The organism is Mesorhizobium sp. WSM4846 (assembly GCF_055811415.1).
The window spans coordinates 124,780-139,486 of the sequence record NZ_JBVVPZ010000004.1 but is presented as its reverse complement, the minus strand read 5'-3'; the positions used below and the strand labels follow the sequence as shown (position 1 = coordinate 139,486).

General features: G+C 61.5%; 14 protein-coding genes and 2 pseudogenes. 5 read left to right on the top strand and 11 right to left on the bottom strand.

What is annotated here, in order from left to right; genetic code table 11:
* The first annotated feature begins 291 nt into the window (after positions 1–291).
* From AC0L15_RS05965 to AC0L15_RS05955, 3 genes are read left to right on the top strand one after another with little or no spacing between them, the layout of a single operon-like run.
* Positions 292–1,911 carry an OmpA family protein gene (locus AC0L15_RS05965; protein ID WP_473496000.1) on the top strand — a complete coding sequence of 540 codons (1,620 nt, stop codon included), beginning with the start codon at positions 292–294 and terminating at the stop codon, positions 1,909–1,911.
* An 11-nt stretch (positions 1,912–1,922) separates the two neighbouring features.
* Positions 1,923–2,414 carry a Rab family GTPase gene (locus AC0L15_RS05960; RefSeq protein WP_236389330.1) on the top strand — a complete coding sequence of 164 codons (492 nt, stop codon included), beginning with the start codon at positions 1,923–1,925 and terminating at the stop codon, positions 2,412–2,414.
* 3 nt (positions 2,415–2,417) lie between these two features.
* Positions 2,418–3,488, top strand: a complete 1,071-nt coding sequence (locus tag AC0L15_RS05955; protein WP_236389333.1) for an adenylate/guanylate cyclase domain-containing protein — start codon at positions 2,418–2,420, stop codon at positions 3,486–3,488.
* Between the two features lie 9 nt (positions 3,489–3,497).
* On the opposite strand, the gene AC0L15_RS05950 is transcribed toward AC0L15_RS05955, so the two are convergent.
* Both AC0L15_RS05950 and AC0L15_RS05945 read right to left on the bottom strand, forming a co-directional pair.
* The gene (locus tag AC0L15_RS05950) at positions 3,498–4,226 is read right to left on the bottom strand and encodes an amino acid ABC transporter ATP-binding protein (RefSeq protein ID WP_287246187.1); all 729 of its coding nucleotides are present in this window, start codon (positions 4,224–4,226) and stop codon (positions 3,498–3,500) included.
* A pseudogene (locus tag AC0L15_RS05945) lies at positions 4,207–4,374 on the bottom strand (amino acid ABC transporter permease); the annotation flags it as partial. The gene AC0L15_RS05950 and the pseudogene AC0L15_RS05945, both read right to left, overlap by 20 nt.
* On the opposite strand from AC0L15_RS05945, the pseudogene AC0L15_RS05940 reads away from it, so the two are divergent.
* Positions 4,318–4,627: pseudogene (locus tag AC0L15_RS05940) on the top strand (hypothetical protein). The pseudogenes AC0L15_RS05945 and AC0L15_RS05940 overlap by 57 nt on opposite strands.
* A gap of 185 nt (positions 4,628–4,812) precedes the next feature.
* Complete coding sequence (locus AC0L15_RS05935; RefSeq protein WP_287246183.1) at positions 4,813–5,772, top strand: DMT family transporter; 960 nt, start codon at positions 4,813–4,815, stop codon at positions 5,770–5,772.
* Positions 5,773–5,795: 23 nt separating this feature from the next.
* On the opposite strand, the gene AC0L15_RS05930 is transcribed toward AC0L15_RS05935, so the two are convergent.
* From AC0L15_RS05930 to AC0L15_RS05890, 9 genes are all read right to left on the bottom strand, one after another.
* Positions 5,796–6,602, bottom strand: coding sequence for an ABC transporter permease (locus AC0L15_RS05930; protein ID WP_473495999.1), 807 nt, complete (start codon positions 6,600–6,602; stop codon positions 5,796–5,798).
* Complete coding sequence (locus AC0L15_RS05925) at positions 6,599–7,606, bottom strand: ATP-binding cassette domain-containing protein (protein ID WP_287246179.1); 1,008 nt, start codon at positions 7,604–7,606, stop codon at positions 6,599–6,601. Before AC0L15_RS05925 ends, AC0L15_RS05930 begins: the two co-directional genes overlap by 4 nt.
* A gap of 182 nt (positions 7,607–7,788) precedes the next feature.
* Positions 7,789–8,298, bottom strand: a complete 510-nt coding sequence (locus tag AC0L15_RS05920; RefSeq protein WP_287246177.1) for a superoxide dismutase family protein — start codon at positions 8,296–8,298, stop codon at positions 7,789–7,791.
* Positions 8,299–8,431: 133 nt separating this feature from the next.
* Positions 8,432–9,208: a sulfite exporter TauE/SafE family protein gene (locus AC0L15_RS05915; RefSeq protein WP_027153183.1), complete on the bottom strand. Its 777-nt coding sequence runs from the start codon at positions 9,206–9,208 to the stop codon at positions 8,432–8,434.
* 440 nt (positions 9,209–9,648) lie between these two features.
* Positions 9,649–10,284 carry an AI-2E family transporter gene (locus tag AC0L15_RS05910; RefSeq protein WP_473495998.1) on the bottom strand — a complete coding sequence of 212 codons (636 nt, stop codon included), beginning with the start codon at positions 10,282–10,284 and terminating at the stop codon, positions 9,649–9,651.
* Positions 10,284–10,763: an AI-2E family transporter gene (locus AC0L15_RS05905; RefSeq protein ID WP_473495997.1), complete on the bottom strand. Its 480-nt coding sequence runs from the start codon at positions 10,761–10,763 to the stop codon at positions 10,284–10,286. The genes AC0L15_RS05910 and AC0L15_RS05905 overlap by 1 nt, the downstream gene beginning before the upstream one ends.
* A gap of 490 nt (positions 10,764–11,253) precedes the next feature.
* On the bottom strand, positions 11,254–12,765 hold the full coding sequence (amaB, locus tag AC0L15_RS05900) for an L-piperidine-6-carboxylate dehydrogenase (protein WP_287246173.1): 1,512 nt from the start codon (positions 12,763–12,765) through the stop codon (positions 11,254–11,256).
* 218 nt (positions 12,766–12,983) lie between these two features.
* Positions 12,984–14,258, bottom strand: a complete 1,275-nt coding sequence (locus AC0L15_RS05895) for an RNA polymerase sigma factor (RefSeq protein WP_287246171.1) — start codon at positions 14,256–14,258, stop codon at positions 12,984–12,986.
* Positions 14,255–14,629, bottom strand: a complete 375-nt coding sequence (locus AC0L15_RS05890) for a YciI family protein (RefSeq protein ID WP_287064616.1) — start codon at positions 14,627–14,629, stop codon at positions 14,255–14,257. Before AC0L15_RS05890 ends, AC0L15_RS05895 begins: the two co-directional genes overlap by 4 nt.
* Positions 14,630–14,707: the final 78 nt, after the last annotated feature.

Here is a 14,707-nt window from a genome sequence, read left to right as displayed (position 1 = left end):
GGCCTGAGAGACCCGCTTGCCGCCGACCCGCAGGCTTTGCTGTCCGGAACGCAGGTCGATCCCGCCCGCGTTCATTCGCAGTGGCAATTCTATCAGAGCCTTGATCCGGAGTTCGTGCTGAAGCGGCTAACGGCGTCGCTGACCCCGCCGAAATCGGTTCGGCTTTCGATTGTCGAGGATCGCATCGTTGCCGAGGGTGAGGCTCCCGACACCTGGATAGATCGGGCACGCGCAGCGGCCCGACAGCTTTCGGCAGGCGGACCGGTATTCGACATCTCCAAGGTTCGTGATGTGAGCCCCGAAGCACGCGCGGCGGAGCACTGGCAGGCCTATGTGTCGCGACTGGGAACCCAGCCGGGCATCATCGTTGCCGAACAAAAGATGCGCGATGGCCAATTCTATATTGCCGGCCTGAGAGACCCGCTTGCCGCCGACCCGCAGGCTTTGCTGTCCGGAACGCAGGTCGATCCCGCCCGCGTTCATTCACAGTGGCAATTCTATCAGAGCCTTGAGCCGGAGTTCGTGTTGAAGCGGCTAACGGCGTCGCTGGCTCCGCCGGATTCAGTACGACTTTCGATCGTCAATGATCGCATCGTTGCCGAGGGTGAGGCTCCCGACACCTGGATAGATCGAGCACGCGCAGCGGCCCGACAGCTTGAGGCAGGCGGACCGGTATTCGATATCTCCAGGGTCCGTGATGTGAGCCCCGAAGCACGCGAGGCGGAGCGCTGGCAGGCCTATGTGTCGCGACTGGGAACCCAGCCGGGCATCATCGTTGCCGAACAAAAGGTGCGCGATGGCCAATTCTATATTGCCGGCCTGAGAGACCCGCTTGCCGCCGACCCGCAGTCTTTGTTGTCCGGAACGCAGATCGATCCTGCCCGCGTTCGTTCGCAGTGGCAATTCTATCAGAGCCTTGATCCGGAGTTCGTGCTGAAGCGGCTAACCGCGTCGCTGACCCCGCCGAAATCGGTTCGGCTTTCGATCGTCGAGGATCGCATCGTTGCCGAGGGTGAGGCTCCCGACACCTGGATAGATCGGGCACGCGTAGCGGCCCGACAGCTTGAGGCAGGCGGACCGGTATTCGACTTCTCCAAGGTTCGTGATGTGAGCCCCGAAGCACGTGCGGCGGAGCACTGGCAGACTTATGTGTCGCGTCTTGAGGCCCAACCGGGAATCATCGTCGCCCAACAAAGGGCGAGTGGCGGGCATTTCTATATTTCCGGCCTGAGAGACCCGCAGGCTGCCGACCCGCAGGCTCTGCTGTCCGGAACAGGGGTTGATCCTGCTCGCGTTCATTCGCAGTGGCAATTCTATCAGAGCCTTGATCCGAAGTTCGTGGTGAAGCGGCTGATGGCGTCGCTGGCTCCGCCGGATTCAGTACGATTTTCGATCATCAAGGATCGCATCGTTGTCGTGGGCGAGGCTCCTGCCGCCTGGATAGATCGGGCGCGGGTCGCCGCCCAACAACTGGCCGCGGACGGACTCTCTCTAGAAATTTCCGAGCTGCGCGAGGTGACCCCTCAGGAACTCACGCATTTGAGGGAGGCTATTCAAGCGGTCGACATTTTCTTCGATTCTGGCAAGGCTGTACCGGGACCAGAGCAACTGCCGGTTCTCGACCAATTGGCGAATCAATTGAAGGAATTGGCCAAGGACGCCCGCAAGGCAGGCGTAACAGCACAGTTCATGTTGACTGGCCATTCGGACGCCGTGGGCCGTGAGACGGCCAACGCGTCGATCAGCGCCGCCCGCGCCGAGACAGTTCGTGCGCTTCTCAAGAAGCGCGGCGTCGCTCCGGAATCGCTTTTGGTTCGCGGCGCGGGCACTTTTGAGCCGGCGGAGACTGAGAATAGCCGAACCGGGAGCTCCGCCAATCGCAGAGTTTCGGTTACGGTAAACTTCCACTAGGGCCCAGGTTATTGCAAAAAAAGATCTGCATGTTGGGCGGGTTCGCTGTCGGAAAGACGAGTCTGGTTCGCAGGTTTGTGCAAAGCATCTTTTCAGAAACCTACTTGACCACGGTGGGAGTGAAAATCGACAAGAAGAGTGTCGCATTCCCGGACAAAACCGTGGATCTGATTTTGTGGGATTTGGCCGGCGAAGACGACATCGGCTCCTTCCGCGTCAGCTATGTGCGAGGTGCGAGCGGGCTCGTGCTTGTCGTCGATGGAACCCGCGCCGCTACTCTTGCCGTGGCGCTCACGCTGCGCGAGCGGGCCGAGGCCGAATTCGGCCCTATGCCGTTTGTATTGCTGTTCAACAAATCCGATCTGGCCGACCGATGGGCAATACCGGATAGTGAGATTAACGAACTGAGGCAACTTGGATGGCAAATCTATCTAACAAGTGCGCTTTCGGGTGAACATGTTGACGATGCGTTTCGTCAGCTTGCTTCGATGGTCACCAAATAGACCATGCAAGCGTTGCCAAGAGAAGTCAGAGGCTGGATTTACAATTTCTTCTACAACGAGCACTCTGTCGCATATCTGAAAATTGATTCCCAGCTTTGCATAGCTGCGAAGGGCGGTAATGTTGAACATTACGGCCTATCATCACTTTGCATCGGTAAGCCTGTTGCCGAGCAGCTTGAATTCATGGAAGGCTTGCTGCCTTGCCCGGAGCTTCCATATCATATGGCCATGGTCGAACTGCCCAACGGGCGTGTTGCGGATCTTCATCTTTTTGCTGACAATGCAAGCGTATGGCTGCTCTTTCTTGACGCCACTGCCGAACGCGACAATAGGCAGCGGCTTCAACAGAAGGCTTATGAAATGACACTCCTGCAAGAGAGGGAGCGTCAACTCAACGAAAAATTACAGTTGACGAACGAGGCGTTGAGGCAGAGCCAAGAGGGATTGTCGCGTGAATACCAGCGCGCCGAAAGCCTACTCCTCAACATTCTTCCGGCGTCGATCGCGGAGCGGTTAAAGGCGGACGAACAAATTGCAGACAGCCATGCTGACGTAAGTGTGCTTTTTGCCGACATCGTCGGCTTTACGGAAAGAGCGCGGAGTGTCGGAGCCGAGACAACGCTGGCTATTTTAAATTACTTCTTCAAGGCGGCGGATCTGCTCTCGGAACGATACGGCTGCGAAAAGATCAAGACAATCGGCGATTGTGTGATGGTGGTCTCTGGCCTGCCCGTCGCGCGATCCGATCATGCAGAAGCCCTTGCGCACTATGCACTTGAACTGCGGAAGGCGGTTAAGCGCGAACGCTTCGCAGGAGAACCGATAAGACTCAGAATTGGAATTCACTCAGGACCAATCGTCGCGGGCGTCATAGGCAAAAGGCGGTTTGCCTATGACCTGTGGGGCGAAACCGTTAATCTCGCCGCACGTATTCAAACGTCAGCGGAGCCCGACGAAATCCGTATTTCGGATGCAACTCGCAAACTGCTTGGACCAAATTTTGCTTGCGACCCACTCGCGGAAACGGAATTGCGTGGTACAGGTCGTGTGCGAATGTGGCGGCTCCCGGCCTGATTTGCCGGGCTACTTCACGTCCGATTTAATAAACTGCTGCAGTTCCGGGGTCTTCGGCCTGCCGAAGAGTTCCACCGAAGGCCCCTCTTCCCAGATCTTTCCGTGATGCATGAAAATCGTTGTGGTCGCCACCCGGCGGGCAAAACCCATCTCGTGGGTGACGAGCAGCATGGTCATTCCGTTACGGGCGAGCGTTTCCAGCACGTTCAGCACCTCCTCGGTCAGTTCCGGATCGAGCGCCGACGTCACCTCGTCGAACAGCATCACCTTGGGACGCATGGCGAGCGAGCGGGCGATCGCCACGCGCTGCTGCTGGCCGCCGGAAAGCTGGTCGGGATAGGCGTCGAACTTCTCCGACAGGCCAACCATGCCGAGAACCTCCGCAGTGGTTTTGGCTTCAGCTTTCGACACCAATTTGACGATCCGCGGCGCCAGCATGATGTTTTCGCTCACCGTCAGGTGCGGAAAGAGATTGTAGCTTTGGAAGACGATGCCGACATCGGTGCGCAGCTTGCGCAACTCTTTCGGGTCTCGGCCAACGGCGTGGCCGGCAACTTCGATGCGGCCGGAATTGATCTTTTCCAATCCGTTGATGCAGCGCAGAAGCGTGCTTTTTCCGGAACCGGAGCGGCCGATCAACGCAAACACATCGCCCCGATTGACGGACAGCGAGACGCCCTTGACGACTTCGACAGCTCCGAAGCTCTTGTGGACATTATCAATAAGCACTTCCGGCATGGAGCCTCCTTTCCAGCAGACGCGACAGCTGGGACAATGGATAGCAGACGACAAAGTAGAGAGCCGCGACTGCGAGGAAAACGCGGAACGGCTGGAACGTCGCGTTGTTGATGAGTTGCCCGAGGCGGCGAGCGAGCCTTATGAAGCCGGCTGGGCGCGGGAAGCGATCATCTTCGTGCGCGCGCTGAGGTCGCCGGTCGGACGCGCCGACAGCCTGGGTCGAAATATCGCCCGACGGCATGCACTGGGTGCGCGAAGGCACAAGCCTGGAAATGCCAACCGCCCAGGACGGTGTTGCGGCTGCCCGTCTCGGCCATTTCGGCAACTGGCTGCGGCTCACCGCTCGTTTCGAAGAGGGTGCCGAAAGCACTGTTTTGGTTACGCTTCATCTCAAGGTATGAGCCTGCTTCGTCTGAGGAGGCAGGCCTGTAGCCTATGCCTCTGTAGTGATCTCGCACCGGCCTCAAGGCGCGAGCAGCAAGACCCGCAATGGCTCACCTTTTTTGAATTCAAGGTTAAACAGCTGACTTTGCTGCTCGGCAAGACGCAGCAATCTTGCTAAGATCGGCGGTGGGAGGAGACGGGCATGCAATCGCTGCCGATAGCCCATCCTGGCGTAGCCAAGACGACAGCCGACGCATCGCTTCCACTCGCCTATTCCACCGCGACGCTCTGCTGGCTCCTGTCCGCCGGCGTCTACATCGCAGCCAAGTGGGTCGCCCCCGAGATGCCCCCGTGGGCGCTCTGCTTCTGGCGACTGGCGCTCGCCTGCGCGATCCTGCTGCCTATCGTCCATCGTCATCACGGGCCGATGCTCGCACTGATCCAGTCCCGGGCGATCGAGGTGCTGGCCATCGGCGCCATCGGGCTGACCCTCTGTCAGGGCATGATCTACACGGGCCTCAATTACACCGACGCGACGACCGCCGGCATCATCATGGCGCTGTCGCCGATCATGACGATGGTGCTTGCCCGCTTCGTGCTCGGCGAGCCCCTCGGCATCTGGAAGGCGCTTGGCGCGCTGCTCGCTCTGGTCGGGATGGTGGTGATCGTGGCGCGCGGCGACCTGACCGCGCTGATGCGGCTCCAGTTCAATCCCGGCGAGTTGTGGATCGTCGGCAGCGCGTTTTGCTGGGGCCTCTACACCGTGCTGCTGCGTCGCGCCAAATTCGCCATCGAACTGCTGCCGACGGTGGTCCTGCTGTTGGGGGCCGGCGCGCTGGCCGCATTGCCCCTCTATCTCTGGGAGCTGTTTTCCGGCGAGCGTTCGGCGCTGCATGCGAACGGCCTTCTGGCACTCGCCTATGTCGCTGGCCCGGGCGGCGCGCTGATGTATTACCTCTACAACCGCAGCGTCGAGACGCTTGGCGCCGGGCGCGCCAGCATGCTGCTCTATCTGCAGACTGTTTTTGTCGCCGTGCTCGCTTATCTTTTCCTAGGCGAAAGCTTGCACGACTACGACCTCGCCGGCGCCGCCTTTATCGTCGCCGGCCTGCTGCTCGCCACCGCGGTCAAGCCGAGGCAGCGCACGGTGCATGTCGCGTAGGGATACCTCTTCCGCTATGCCTCTCACCTTCTGAGATACAGCCATAGTGTCGTCGGCGCCAGGATCGCGGTCAGCGCCACCGGCGCGATCAGGGCGAGGACGACCTGACTGAGTGTCGCCCCGCCACCCATCAACCGGCGCAGCGCGGTCGTCATCAGCGACACCGGGTTGACTTCGACGAAGGCCCGCAGCCAGTCCGGCATGGTCCCGGGATCGACCATGATGTTGGAGGCGAAGACGAGCGGGAACAGGAAGGTAAAGCCGAGCGTCATCACTGTGGTTGTCGTGCGGATCAGCAGGCCGAGCACGATGAATACCCAGCCCATGCCGAACCCGATGGCGATCAGCATGGCGAAGGCGGCAAGCACGCCGAGGATGCCCGCCTCCGGCCGGTAGCCGAGGATCAGCCCGATGGTGAGGATGATCGAGGCGGCAATCAAATGGCGAAGGATATCACCCACCATCAGGTCGGCGAACGGAGACAGCGACCAGATCGGCAGCGACCGGAAGCGGTCGAACAAGCCCTTGCCGAGGTCGGTCGACAAACCCATGCCCGAATAGACTGCGTTGAACACTACGGTCTGGACCAGGATGCCGGGCAGGAAGAACTGCAGGTATTCGCCAGGCGAACCGGCGAGCGCACCGCCGAAGACGAAGGTGAACAGCAGCGTGAACATGATCGGAGTCATCACCAGATCGAAGAGCTGCTCCGGCACATGCTTGAATTTCAGCACCGCGCGCCACCCGAACACCAGCGCGTTGGAAAGGGCTGATGGGGTCCTCGGTCGGGCGACCCTTTGCAGCCGCTGCAGGGATGTCGTGTCGATCATGGCTTGTCGTCCTTCCGGCTTTCACCCAGGCTCGGCTGGCCCGTCAGCGCGAAGAAGACCTCCTCAAGGCTGGGTTGGCCCATGGAGAAATCCGACAGTTCGATGCCGGCAGCGACCAGGTCGGCGAGCGCCTCGTTGGCGGCCTTCGCCGTGCCGGCAAGGACGGAGAGTTCGGCGCCCTCGGCACTGCGTTGGACAGGGTGCTCCAGCCGGCGTTCCAGAATCGACGCCGCCTGGTCCAGCCGCGCAACATCGGCGAGCGCGACATGGAGAAACCCGGAACCGGTGGCCGCCTTCAATTCGCGGCTGGTGCCCTCGGCAATCTTCCTGCCGTGGTCGATGACGGCGATGCGTGCCGCGAGTTGATCGGCCTCTTCGAGATATTGCGTGGTGAGCAGGATGGTGACGCCGGCCTCGGCGAGGCCGCGGATCATGCCCCAGACATCCTTGCGGGCGTTCGGATCGAGGCCCGTGGTCGGCTCATCGAGGAACAGCACGCCCGGCGTGACGATCAGCGAGGCGGCTATGTCGAGCCGCCTTCGCATGCCACCCGAATAGTCCCTCACCTGCTTCGTCGCCGCTTCGGACAAGCCGAAAGCCGCGAGCAGGTCGTCCGCACGGGCTTTCGCGGCACGACCGCGAAAACCCCAGAGTCGGGCGAGCAGGACGAGGTTCTCCCGGCCCGTCAGGTCCTCGTCGAGCGAAGCGAACTGCCCGGTCATCGCGATTGCCGCACGGACCTCGTGCGGGGCCCGCACGAGATCGTGCCCCATCACGGTCGCGGAGCCGGCGTCGGGACGCGACAGCGTCGCAAGCATCCGCATCAGCGTTGTCTTGCCGGCGCCGTTCGGACCCAGGATAGCGAAAATAATGCCGCGCGGCACATCGAGGTCGATACCATCGACGGCACGCAGCTTGCCGAAGGTTTTGACCAGGCCGCGGGCGGAAATGGCTGAGTGGGCAAGGCCCGTGGCGGGCACACCCATAGGAGAAGTAACGTTCATGCAATGATCCGGCAGTCGCAAATGAAGGCCAACCTCGGCGCAATGGCTGCGTCGCCAGTTCCTCTGCAGGCGCATGAGCTTACCGTCTGGCTTATCCTCATGCCAGAGGCTCCGACCATCTGCCTGGCCGCCGAACTGTAGCGCCGGTCAGATCATATGTCGGCTACGCGCTTGGGGTTTTCTCACTCGATCACGGCACAGGCCTGACGTTTTCCGGCATCGCCGGCAGGCTGGCTTTTGTAGTCGTCCTGCCCACCGTGGATCATCAATGCCTTGCCTCGTATCGCCGTTTCCCCACCATCCAGCTTGACCATGCTGTTGAAAACCTGAGCACGCAAAACGCCGTCGGCGCCGACCCGCTGATTTGGCATATCGCCCGCGTGCGGGCCTTTTCCGGCGAGATATCCATGTTCGGCATTCGTCGGATTGAAGTGCCCACCGGCCGAGTCATGGCCGGTCTGATGATCGCAGTTTCCGGTCTCATGAACATGGAACGCAACCAATTCGCCCGCCGGCAGTCCCGTCACCTCCAACTCTATCAGCACACCCTGCGCCGTCTCGGTCAGCGTGGCCGTTCCGTTCTTCTCGCCGGCCATGTTGACGAACTCGGCTTTCGCCGTCGCGGCGTCCTGAGCCGCTGCAGGCATCGCGACCGCCAGCGCCAACCCTGCTGTTGCAACCAATTTTCTCATCGACTCGGCCTCCGGTTGTCCAAGGCATCCAAACAACAATGGGGCCTCTTCGTTCCATTTGGGAATTGAGTTTTTGTCTCCCGCACGGCCGCCAGGGAATCGACGCCGACACCTTTTTCGATGTGTCTTCAGCTTATACCAGTTCGAAGAGTTGCGCGGTTTGCCAGCCCGCCAGCAGTATGATGAGAGTACCAACGAGCCTGAGAAGCGTCTTTTCTGCGATCGACTTCACCATCAATCCGGCCATCGGCGCTGCGATCACCCCGCCAAGGACCAGGCCGGCAACGGCGATCAGATTTTCTGTCAGCTCTCCTGCCTCCGCCCAATGGCCCGTTAACAACGCAAACAGGAAGGTCAGAGACACCGACAACGTTGTAAGGAACTCAGTGGCATTTACCGTACCAATAACGTAGCGGGGCGTTCCGCCAAAACCGAGAAGACCCGTCGTCACGATGGGTCCCCATCCGCCACCCCCTGCGGCATCGAGAAATCCACCACCAAGTCCAAGCGGAGGTACCACGGCGTCAGGGACCGGATTGCTTGGGATCCGTCGGAAGGAACGGAACAGGAGCCAGGCTCCGACGAGCGCAAGATATGTGGTCACATATGGCTTCATGACGGCCCCTTCAAACGAGGTGAGCACAAAAGCGCCGAGAACGCCGCCGAGCACGCCAAATGGCATCAGCCTCCAGAAAAGCTTCCAGTCGATATTGCGGTGATAGAGGTGAGCCGAACCCGAGGCCGCCGTGGTAAACAGCTCGGCCGCATGAACTGACGCCGAAGCGTGTGCAGGAGACACGCCGAACCCCAGTAGTGCGGTCGAGCAAACCACCCCGTAGGCCATGCCGAGAGCTCCGTCGACGGCCTGAGCTAAAAACCCTACGATCACAAAAAGAAGGAATTCCTGCATTTGGCTCTCCAACAAAGCGCGGATGTACTCGATAAAAGAGGAACCCGCCGCCTACAACGCATGCAATCTTCATGCTTCCACAACTCACCAAACGCCTGGCATCGATAATGGGACGACGAACGGGAAACTGTCCACCCGATCGACGCTTTTCTCCGCACCCGATCGAATGGACTGCGCCCCACCTCCTCTGGAGGTTTCACGGGTCGGCCGCAGACTTGCAGCTCCACCCATGAGGCCGGTTGGCGCATGACAGAAAGCCAACCCGCTCGCCTCGGCCAGCCTCGATTATTGGGTCGACCTGCAAAGCTTCATCCACGACGTGATGCCTTTGCTGGAGGTTCGCAAATGTTCGACGCCGTGGGTAAGCGCACCCTTTGCGAGCGATACGGGCCTTCCACGTTCTTTAGGTCTGGAATCGAACTGGTGGCGCGTGGCCATGCTTATTCACGACCAGGCGCGGCTCTCGACTGACGTGATGGCTTTGTGTCGCGCTTTGGCGTCAGTTCCGCCCCGGTTTGGTCGTTCAATCGTTTCTTGAGGATGTCAATGAGGCTGACGGTGACCGCAATCACCGCAGGGCCGAGGACGAGCCCGGATGCTCCAAACAGGACGATACCACCGACAGCACCGACAAAGGCGACCACCGTGTGGAGCCGCAACCGATTCCCGACAAGTATCGGATAGAGCAGATTGTCGATGCCGGCGACGACCACGCCGCCCCAGACGGTCAGGATCGCCGCGCTCACCCAAGCCCCTTCCAGGGCGAGATAGATCGCTGCCGGCACCCAGATCAGGAATGCGCCAAGCACCGGCACGATGGCAAGAAGTCCCATTGCCAAGCCCCAGAAGACCGGAGTGGGCAGGCCGAGCCACCAGAATATCAGGCCGCCCAGCGTTCCCTGCACAGCGGCGACAAGCACGGTGCCTATCAGGATCGCATGTACCGTCTCGGCAAGGCGGGACAGCAAATATGCCGTCTCCGGTGCACGCAGGGGCGACAGACGCTCGATCCCCCGCAGGGCGGGTTCACGGTCCCTCAGAAAATAGAACAGCAGATAGAATGTCAGCACGAACATCACGGCCTGATTGATGGATCCGCGAACAGCGATGTGCTTTGTCCCGTCAGCCATTGTACAAATGCGGCGACCGTGCCGGCCGGATCGAGTTGGTTCTCGATCCACTGGGCAACGGCCGAAAGCCTGGGATAATCTGACACGAAGGCATCTGTGTTCCAGCCCCGGATGACCCCCTCCACAAAGGTGGCGCCGTTTATCGCCTCGCGAACAAGCTGCTGTGCCACGAAGATGAGCGGCAGGCCGACCGCCACCGCCGCGACGCTCACCGACATCAGTGCAGCCAGGTTTCGGTTCCTGAGCCTTTCCTCGACTTGTCGATGAGCCGGATACAGGATGATTGCCAACACCACCGCCCAGGTCAATGCGGGCAAAAAAGGCAACGCCAAGAGATAGCAGACATACAGACCGATCGCCGTCGCGGCCACGATGCCGAGCAACCTCATTTGCTTCATATCGGGCATCTGTTTCAGGTCGGGCATCTCTCGCCGTCTCGCAAACCAAGCGAGACTAGTGGATTTTCTGACAAAATGGCAGCTTCCGTCGCCGCACCCCCTACTGCCAAGCCGCTGTCGAGTTTGACGAAATTGCCCATTTCTCGGTCATTGGGCTGCCGGTTGGGCGCCCGTCCGCGCCGCCAGCACCGCGGCCTGCCGGTCGTGGATGCTCTGACCTATGGCGGTTCTACACCTCGCTCGCGGCAGCGCAGCTTCACAGGGCGGCCAAAAAGAAAAAAGGCCGGACTGTTAAAGTCCGGCCAGGCATGAAGGTTCAAAACCTCCAGAGGGGAACGCGCCGGACGCAATGGGAGGAAAACATCCGACGCAATGCCTATATGGGTCGGCACGGGTGGCGTTTCAACGACATGTGGTGGGCCACATCAGCCGCTCCATAGAGCCACTGGCGGCGTCACTCGTCACGGGTCGCAGTGGCGGCTATTGGCGCAGCCGCCACGACAAGGGTCTCACCAGCCTAGTCGATGTCGAAGGATACGCCTTGGGCCAGCGGCAGCGCCTTGGAATAGTTTACCGTGTTGGTGGCGCGGCGCATGTAAGCCTTCCAGGCGTCAGAACCGCTCTCGCGGCCGCCGCCGGTCTCCTTCTCGCCGCCGAAGGCACCACCGATCTCGGCCCCCGATGTGCCTATGTTGACGTTGGCAATGCCGCAGTCGGACCCGTCGACACCAAGGAATCGCTCGGATTCCTGCAGGTCGCGGGTGAAGATCGACGACGACAGCCCCGCTCCGACCGCATTGTGCTCGTCGAGCACGGCGTCGAAGTCCGAGTATTTCAGCACGTAGAGGATCGGCGCGAAGGTTTCTTCCGTCACCGGCGAGACCTGCTCGGGCATCTCGACCAGCGCCGGACGAACGTAATAGGCGTCGGGATGGCCATTCTCGACCCGCGCGCCGCCGGTCGCCTTGCCGCCGTGAGCGGCGGCTTCCTTCAACGCGTTCTGCATGCTGTCGAAGGCTGCCTTGTCGATCAACGGTCCGACCAGCGCTGATGTCTCCAGCGGATTGCCGACAGAGACGCTTTCGTAGGCCTTTTTCAGGCGCGGAACGAGTTGGTCGTAGACACTCTCATGCACGAACAGGCGCCGCAGCGTCGTGCAGCGCTGGCCGGCCGTGCCCATGGCGCCGAAGGCGATGGCGCGCAAGGCCATGTCGAGATCGGCCGTCGGGCAGACGATGCCGGCATTGTTGCCGCCGAGCTCCAGCACGGCGCGGGCAAAGCGCTTCGCCAGCCGCGGACCGACATCCCTGCCCATGCGAGTCGAGCCGGTGGCCGAAACCAGCGGCACATCAGGATGATCGACCAGAATTTCGCCGACGGCGCGATCGCCGATCAGCACCGAAATCAAGCCTTCCGGAGCATCGCCGAAACGTTCTGCCGCACGCTTGAAGATCGCCTCGCAGGCGAGTGCCGTCAGCGGTGTCTTTTCCGACGGCTTCCACACCACCGCGTCGCCGCAGACCAGCGCCAGCGCGGCGTTCCACGACCACACCGCGACCGGGAAGTTGAAGGCCGAAATCACGCCGACGACGCCCAGCGGGTGCCAGGTTTCCATCATGCGATGACCGGGGCGCTCGGTGGCGATGGTCAGGCCGTACAATTGCCGGGAGAGGCCGACGGCGAAATCGCAGATGTCGATCATCTCCTGCACTTCGCCGAGCCCTTCGGACGGGATCTTGCCGACCTCGATCGACACCAGCCGGCCAAGCTCTGGCTTGTGCGCGCGCAGTTCCTCGCCAAGCAGCCGCACCAGCTCGCCGCGCTTCGGTGCCGGCACCAGCCGCCATGTCTGGAAGGCTTTATGCGCCTTGTCTATGGTCTCTGCCGCATCGGCCGGCGAGATCGTCTTCAGCGCGGCGATCTGCTCACCCGTCACCGGACTGCGCACGATAAGATCGCCGCCCGAAAGCGCGGCCTCGGCGACGCCCAGTTTCGCCAGAAGCCCGGCTGTTTCCCTCGCAATCGTCATTTTCTTTCCCTTTCAGATCCCATCGCTCATAATGCATGTCGCCCAAAGGCATGCCCTCTGGCCTGCCCCGAGGCAACGACATGCACCATGTGCCATGCCGTCCCTGCGCCGATCGGCACATCAGGCGCTGTCATGGCGTGGCATTACTCGTTTCAGGGAAAAATCGCCACCCCGGCATGGTCTAAGCCCCGGTCAGACCGTTGAACCAGCAATTTGGTTCAGCCCGCTGTCTGCGCGGTTCCCCGTACGGCGCCTTCCTTCATCAGCCGGTCGATATGCATGCGGATATGGGCGGCCTCGGCGGCCGTATTGGCAAGCGCAATGGCGCGGTCGAAGGCGATGCGCGCCTCCTCACCACGACCGAGCTGCATCAGCAGGCCACCCCTAAGGCCAAAGAAGTGGAAATAGCCGGAAAGCCTTTGTTCCAGCGGCTCGATCATGGCAAGTGCGGCTTCCGGCCCGCGCACCTTGGCGACCGCGACGGCGCGATTGAGCGTCACCACCGGCGACGGCTGCATCTGCTCGAGCAGGCTGTAGAGCAGCTCGATCTCGTTCCAGTCGGTGTCCTCGGGCCTTTCCGCGCGCGCATGGAGGGCGGCAATCGCCGCCTGCACCTGGTAGGGACCGGGCTTGTGGTGGCGCAGCGCTTTGTCGACCAGCGCCAGCCCCTCGTCGATCATCTTGCGGCTCCACAGGCTGCGGTCCTGGTCTTCGAGCAGCACGATTTCGCCGTTCTCGTTGAAACGCGCCGGCGCACGCGCATGCTGAAGCAGCAAGAGCGCCGTCAGGCCCATGATCTCCGGCTCGGTCTGGAACAGCCTGAGCAGCAGCCGGGCCAGCCGGATCGCCTCCTCGCAGAGCGGCGCCCGCGCCGGTGCCTCGCCGCTGTTGGTCGAATAGCCCTCGTTGAAGATCAGGTAGACCATCGCGGCGACCGCGGCGAGCCGCTCGGAGCGCTCGACCGCATCGGGCGTCTCGAACGGCACGCCGGCATCGGCGATGCGCGCCTTGGCACGTGTGATGCGCTGCTCCATCGCGCTTTCACCGACGAGAAAGGCGCGGGCGATCTGCTTGACGCTCAGGCCTGAAACGATGCGCAACGCCACGGCGATCTGCTGCGTCGCCGGCAGGTCGGGATGACAGCAGATGAACAGCAGCCGCAATATGTCGTCGCGGTAGTGCGCGCCGTCCAGCCGTTCGGCGATATCGGTCTCGGCATCTTCCAGATCGGAGATCTGGTGCTCTTCCGGCAGCGGCGCCTGCTTGGCACGCTTGCGCACCGCGTCGATGCCGCTGTTGCGGCCGACGAAGATCAGCCAGGCTGCCGGATCGCGCGGCGGGCCGTTTGTCGGCCAGTTCTTCAGAGCTCGCAGGCAAGCGTCCTGGAAAGCTTCCTCCGCCGCGTCGAGATCGCGGAAGTAGCGCAACAGCGCGCCCATCGCCTGTGGGCGGGCGGTGCTGATCGCTGTGCTGATCCAGGTAAGGTCGGTCATGCGGAAACCTTGGCGGGATTGAAGAGCGAAACCGGCCGTATCTCGTAGGAGCCGCCGCTCGGGTTGACCTCGGAAAGCTCGCGCGCAAAGTCGACGGCCTCGTCGAGATCGGCGCATTCGAGCGTGTAGAAGCCGAGGAACTGTTCCTTGGTCTCGGCAAACGGGCCATCGATGACGACCGATTCGCCTTTGACCTTTCTCAGCGTTGTCGCAGCGGTCGTCGGCAGCAGCCGCGCCACCGGGCCAAGCCGGCCGGCCTGAGCGTATTTTTCCTGCACGCCCAGGAGTTTTTCCATGACGGCATCGTCCTGTTCCTTGCTCCACGAGCAGACGACGTCTTCGGAGGCATAGCAGAGGATTGCGTAGAGCATGGGTGCGTCCTTTTCTCTGTCAAAGGACGAAACAGTAGGACCGATCCCGACACAACGTCGATAAAAAAATCACGTGCT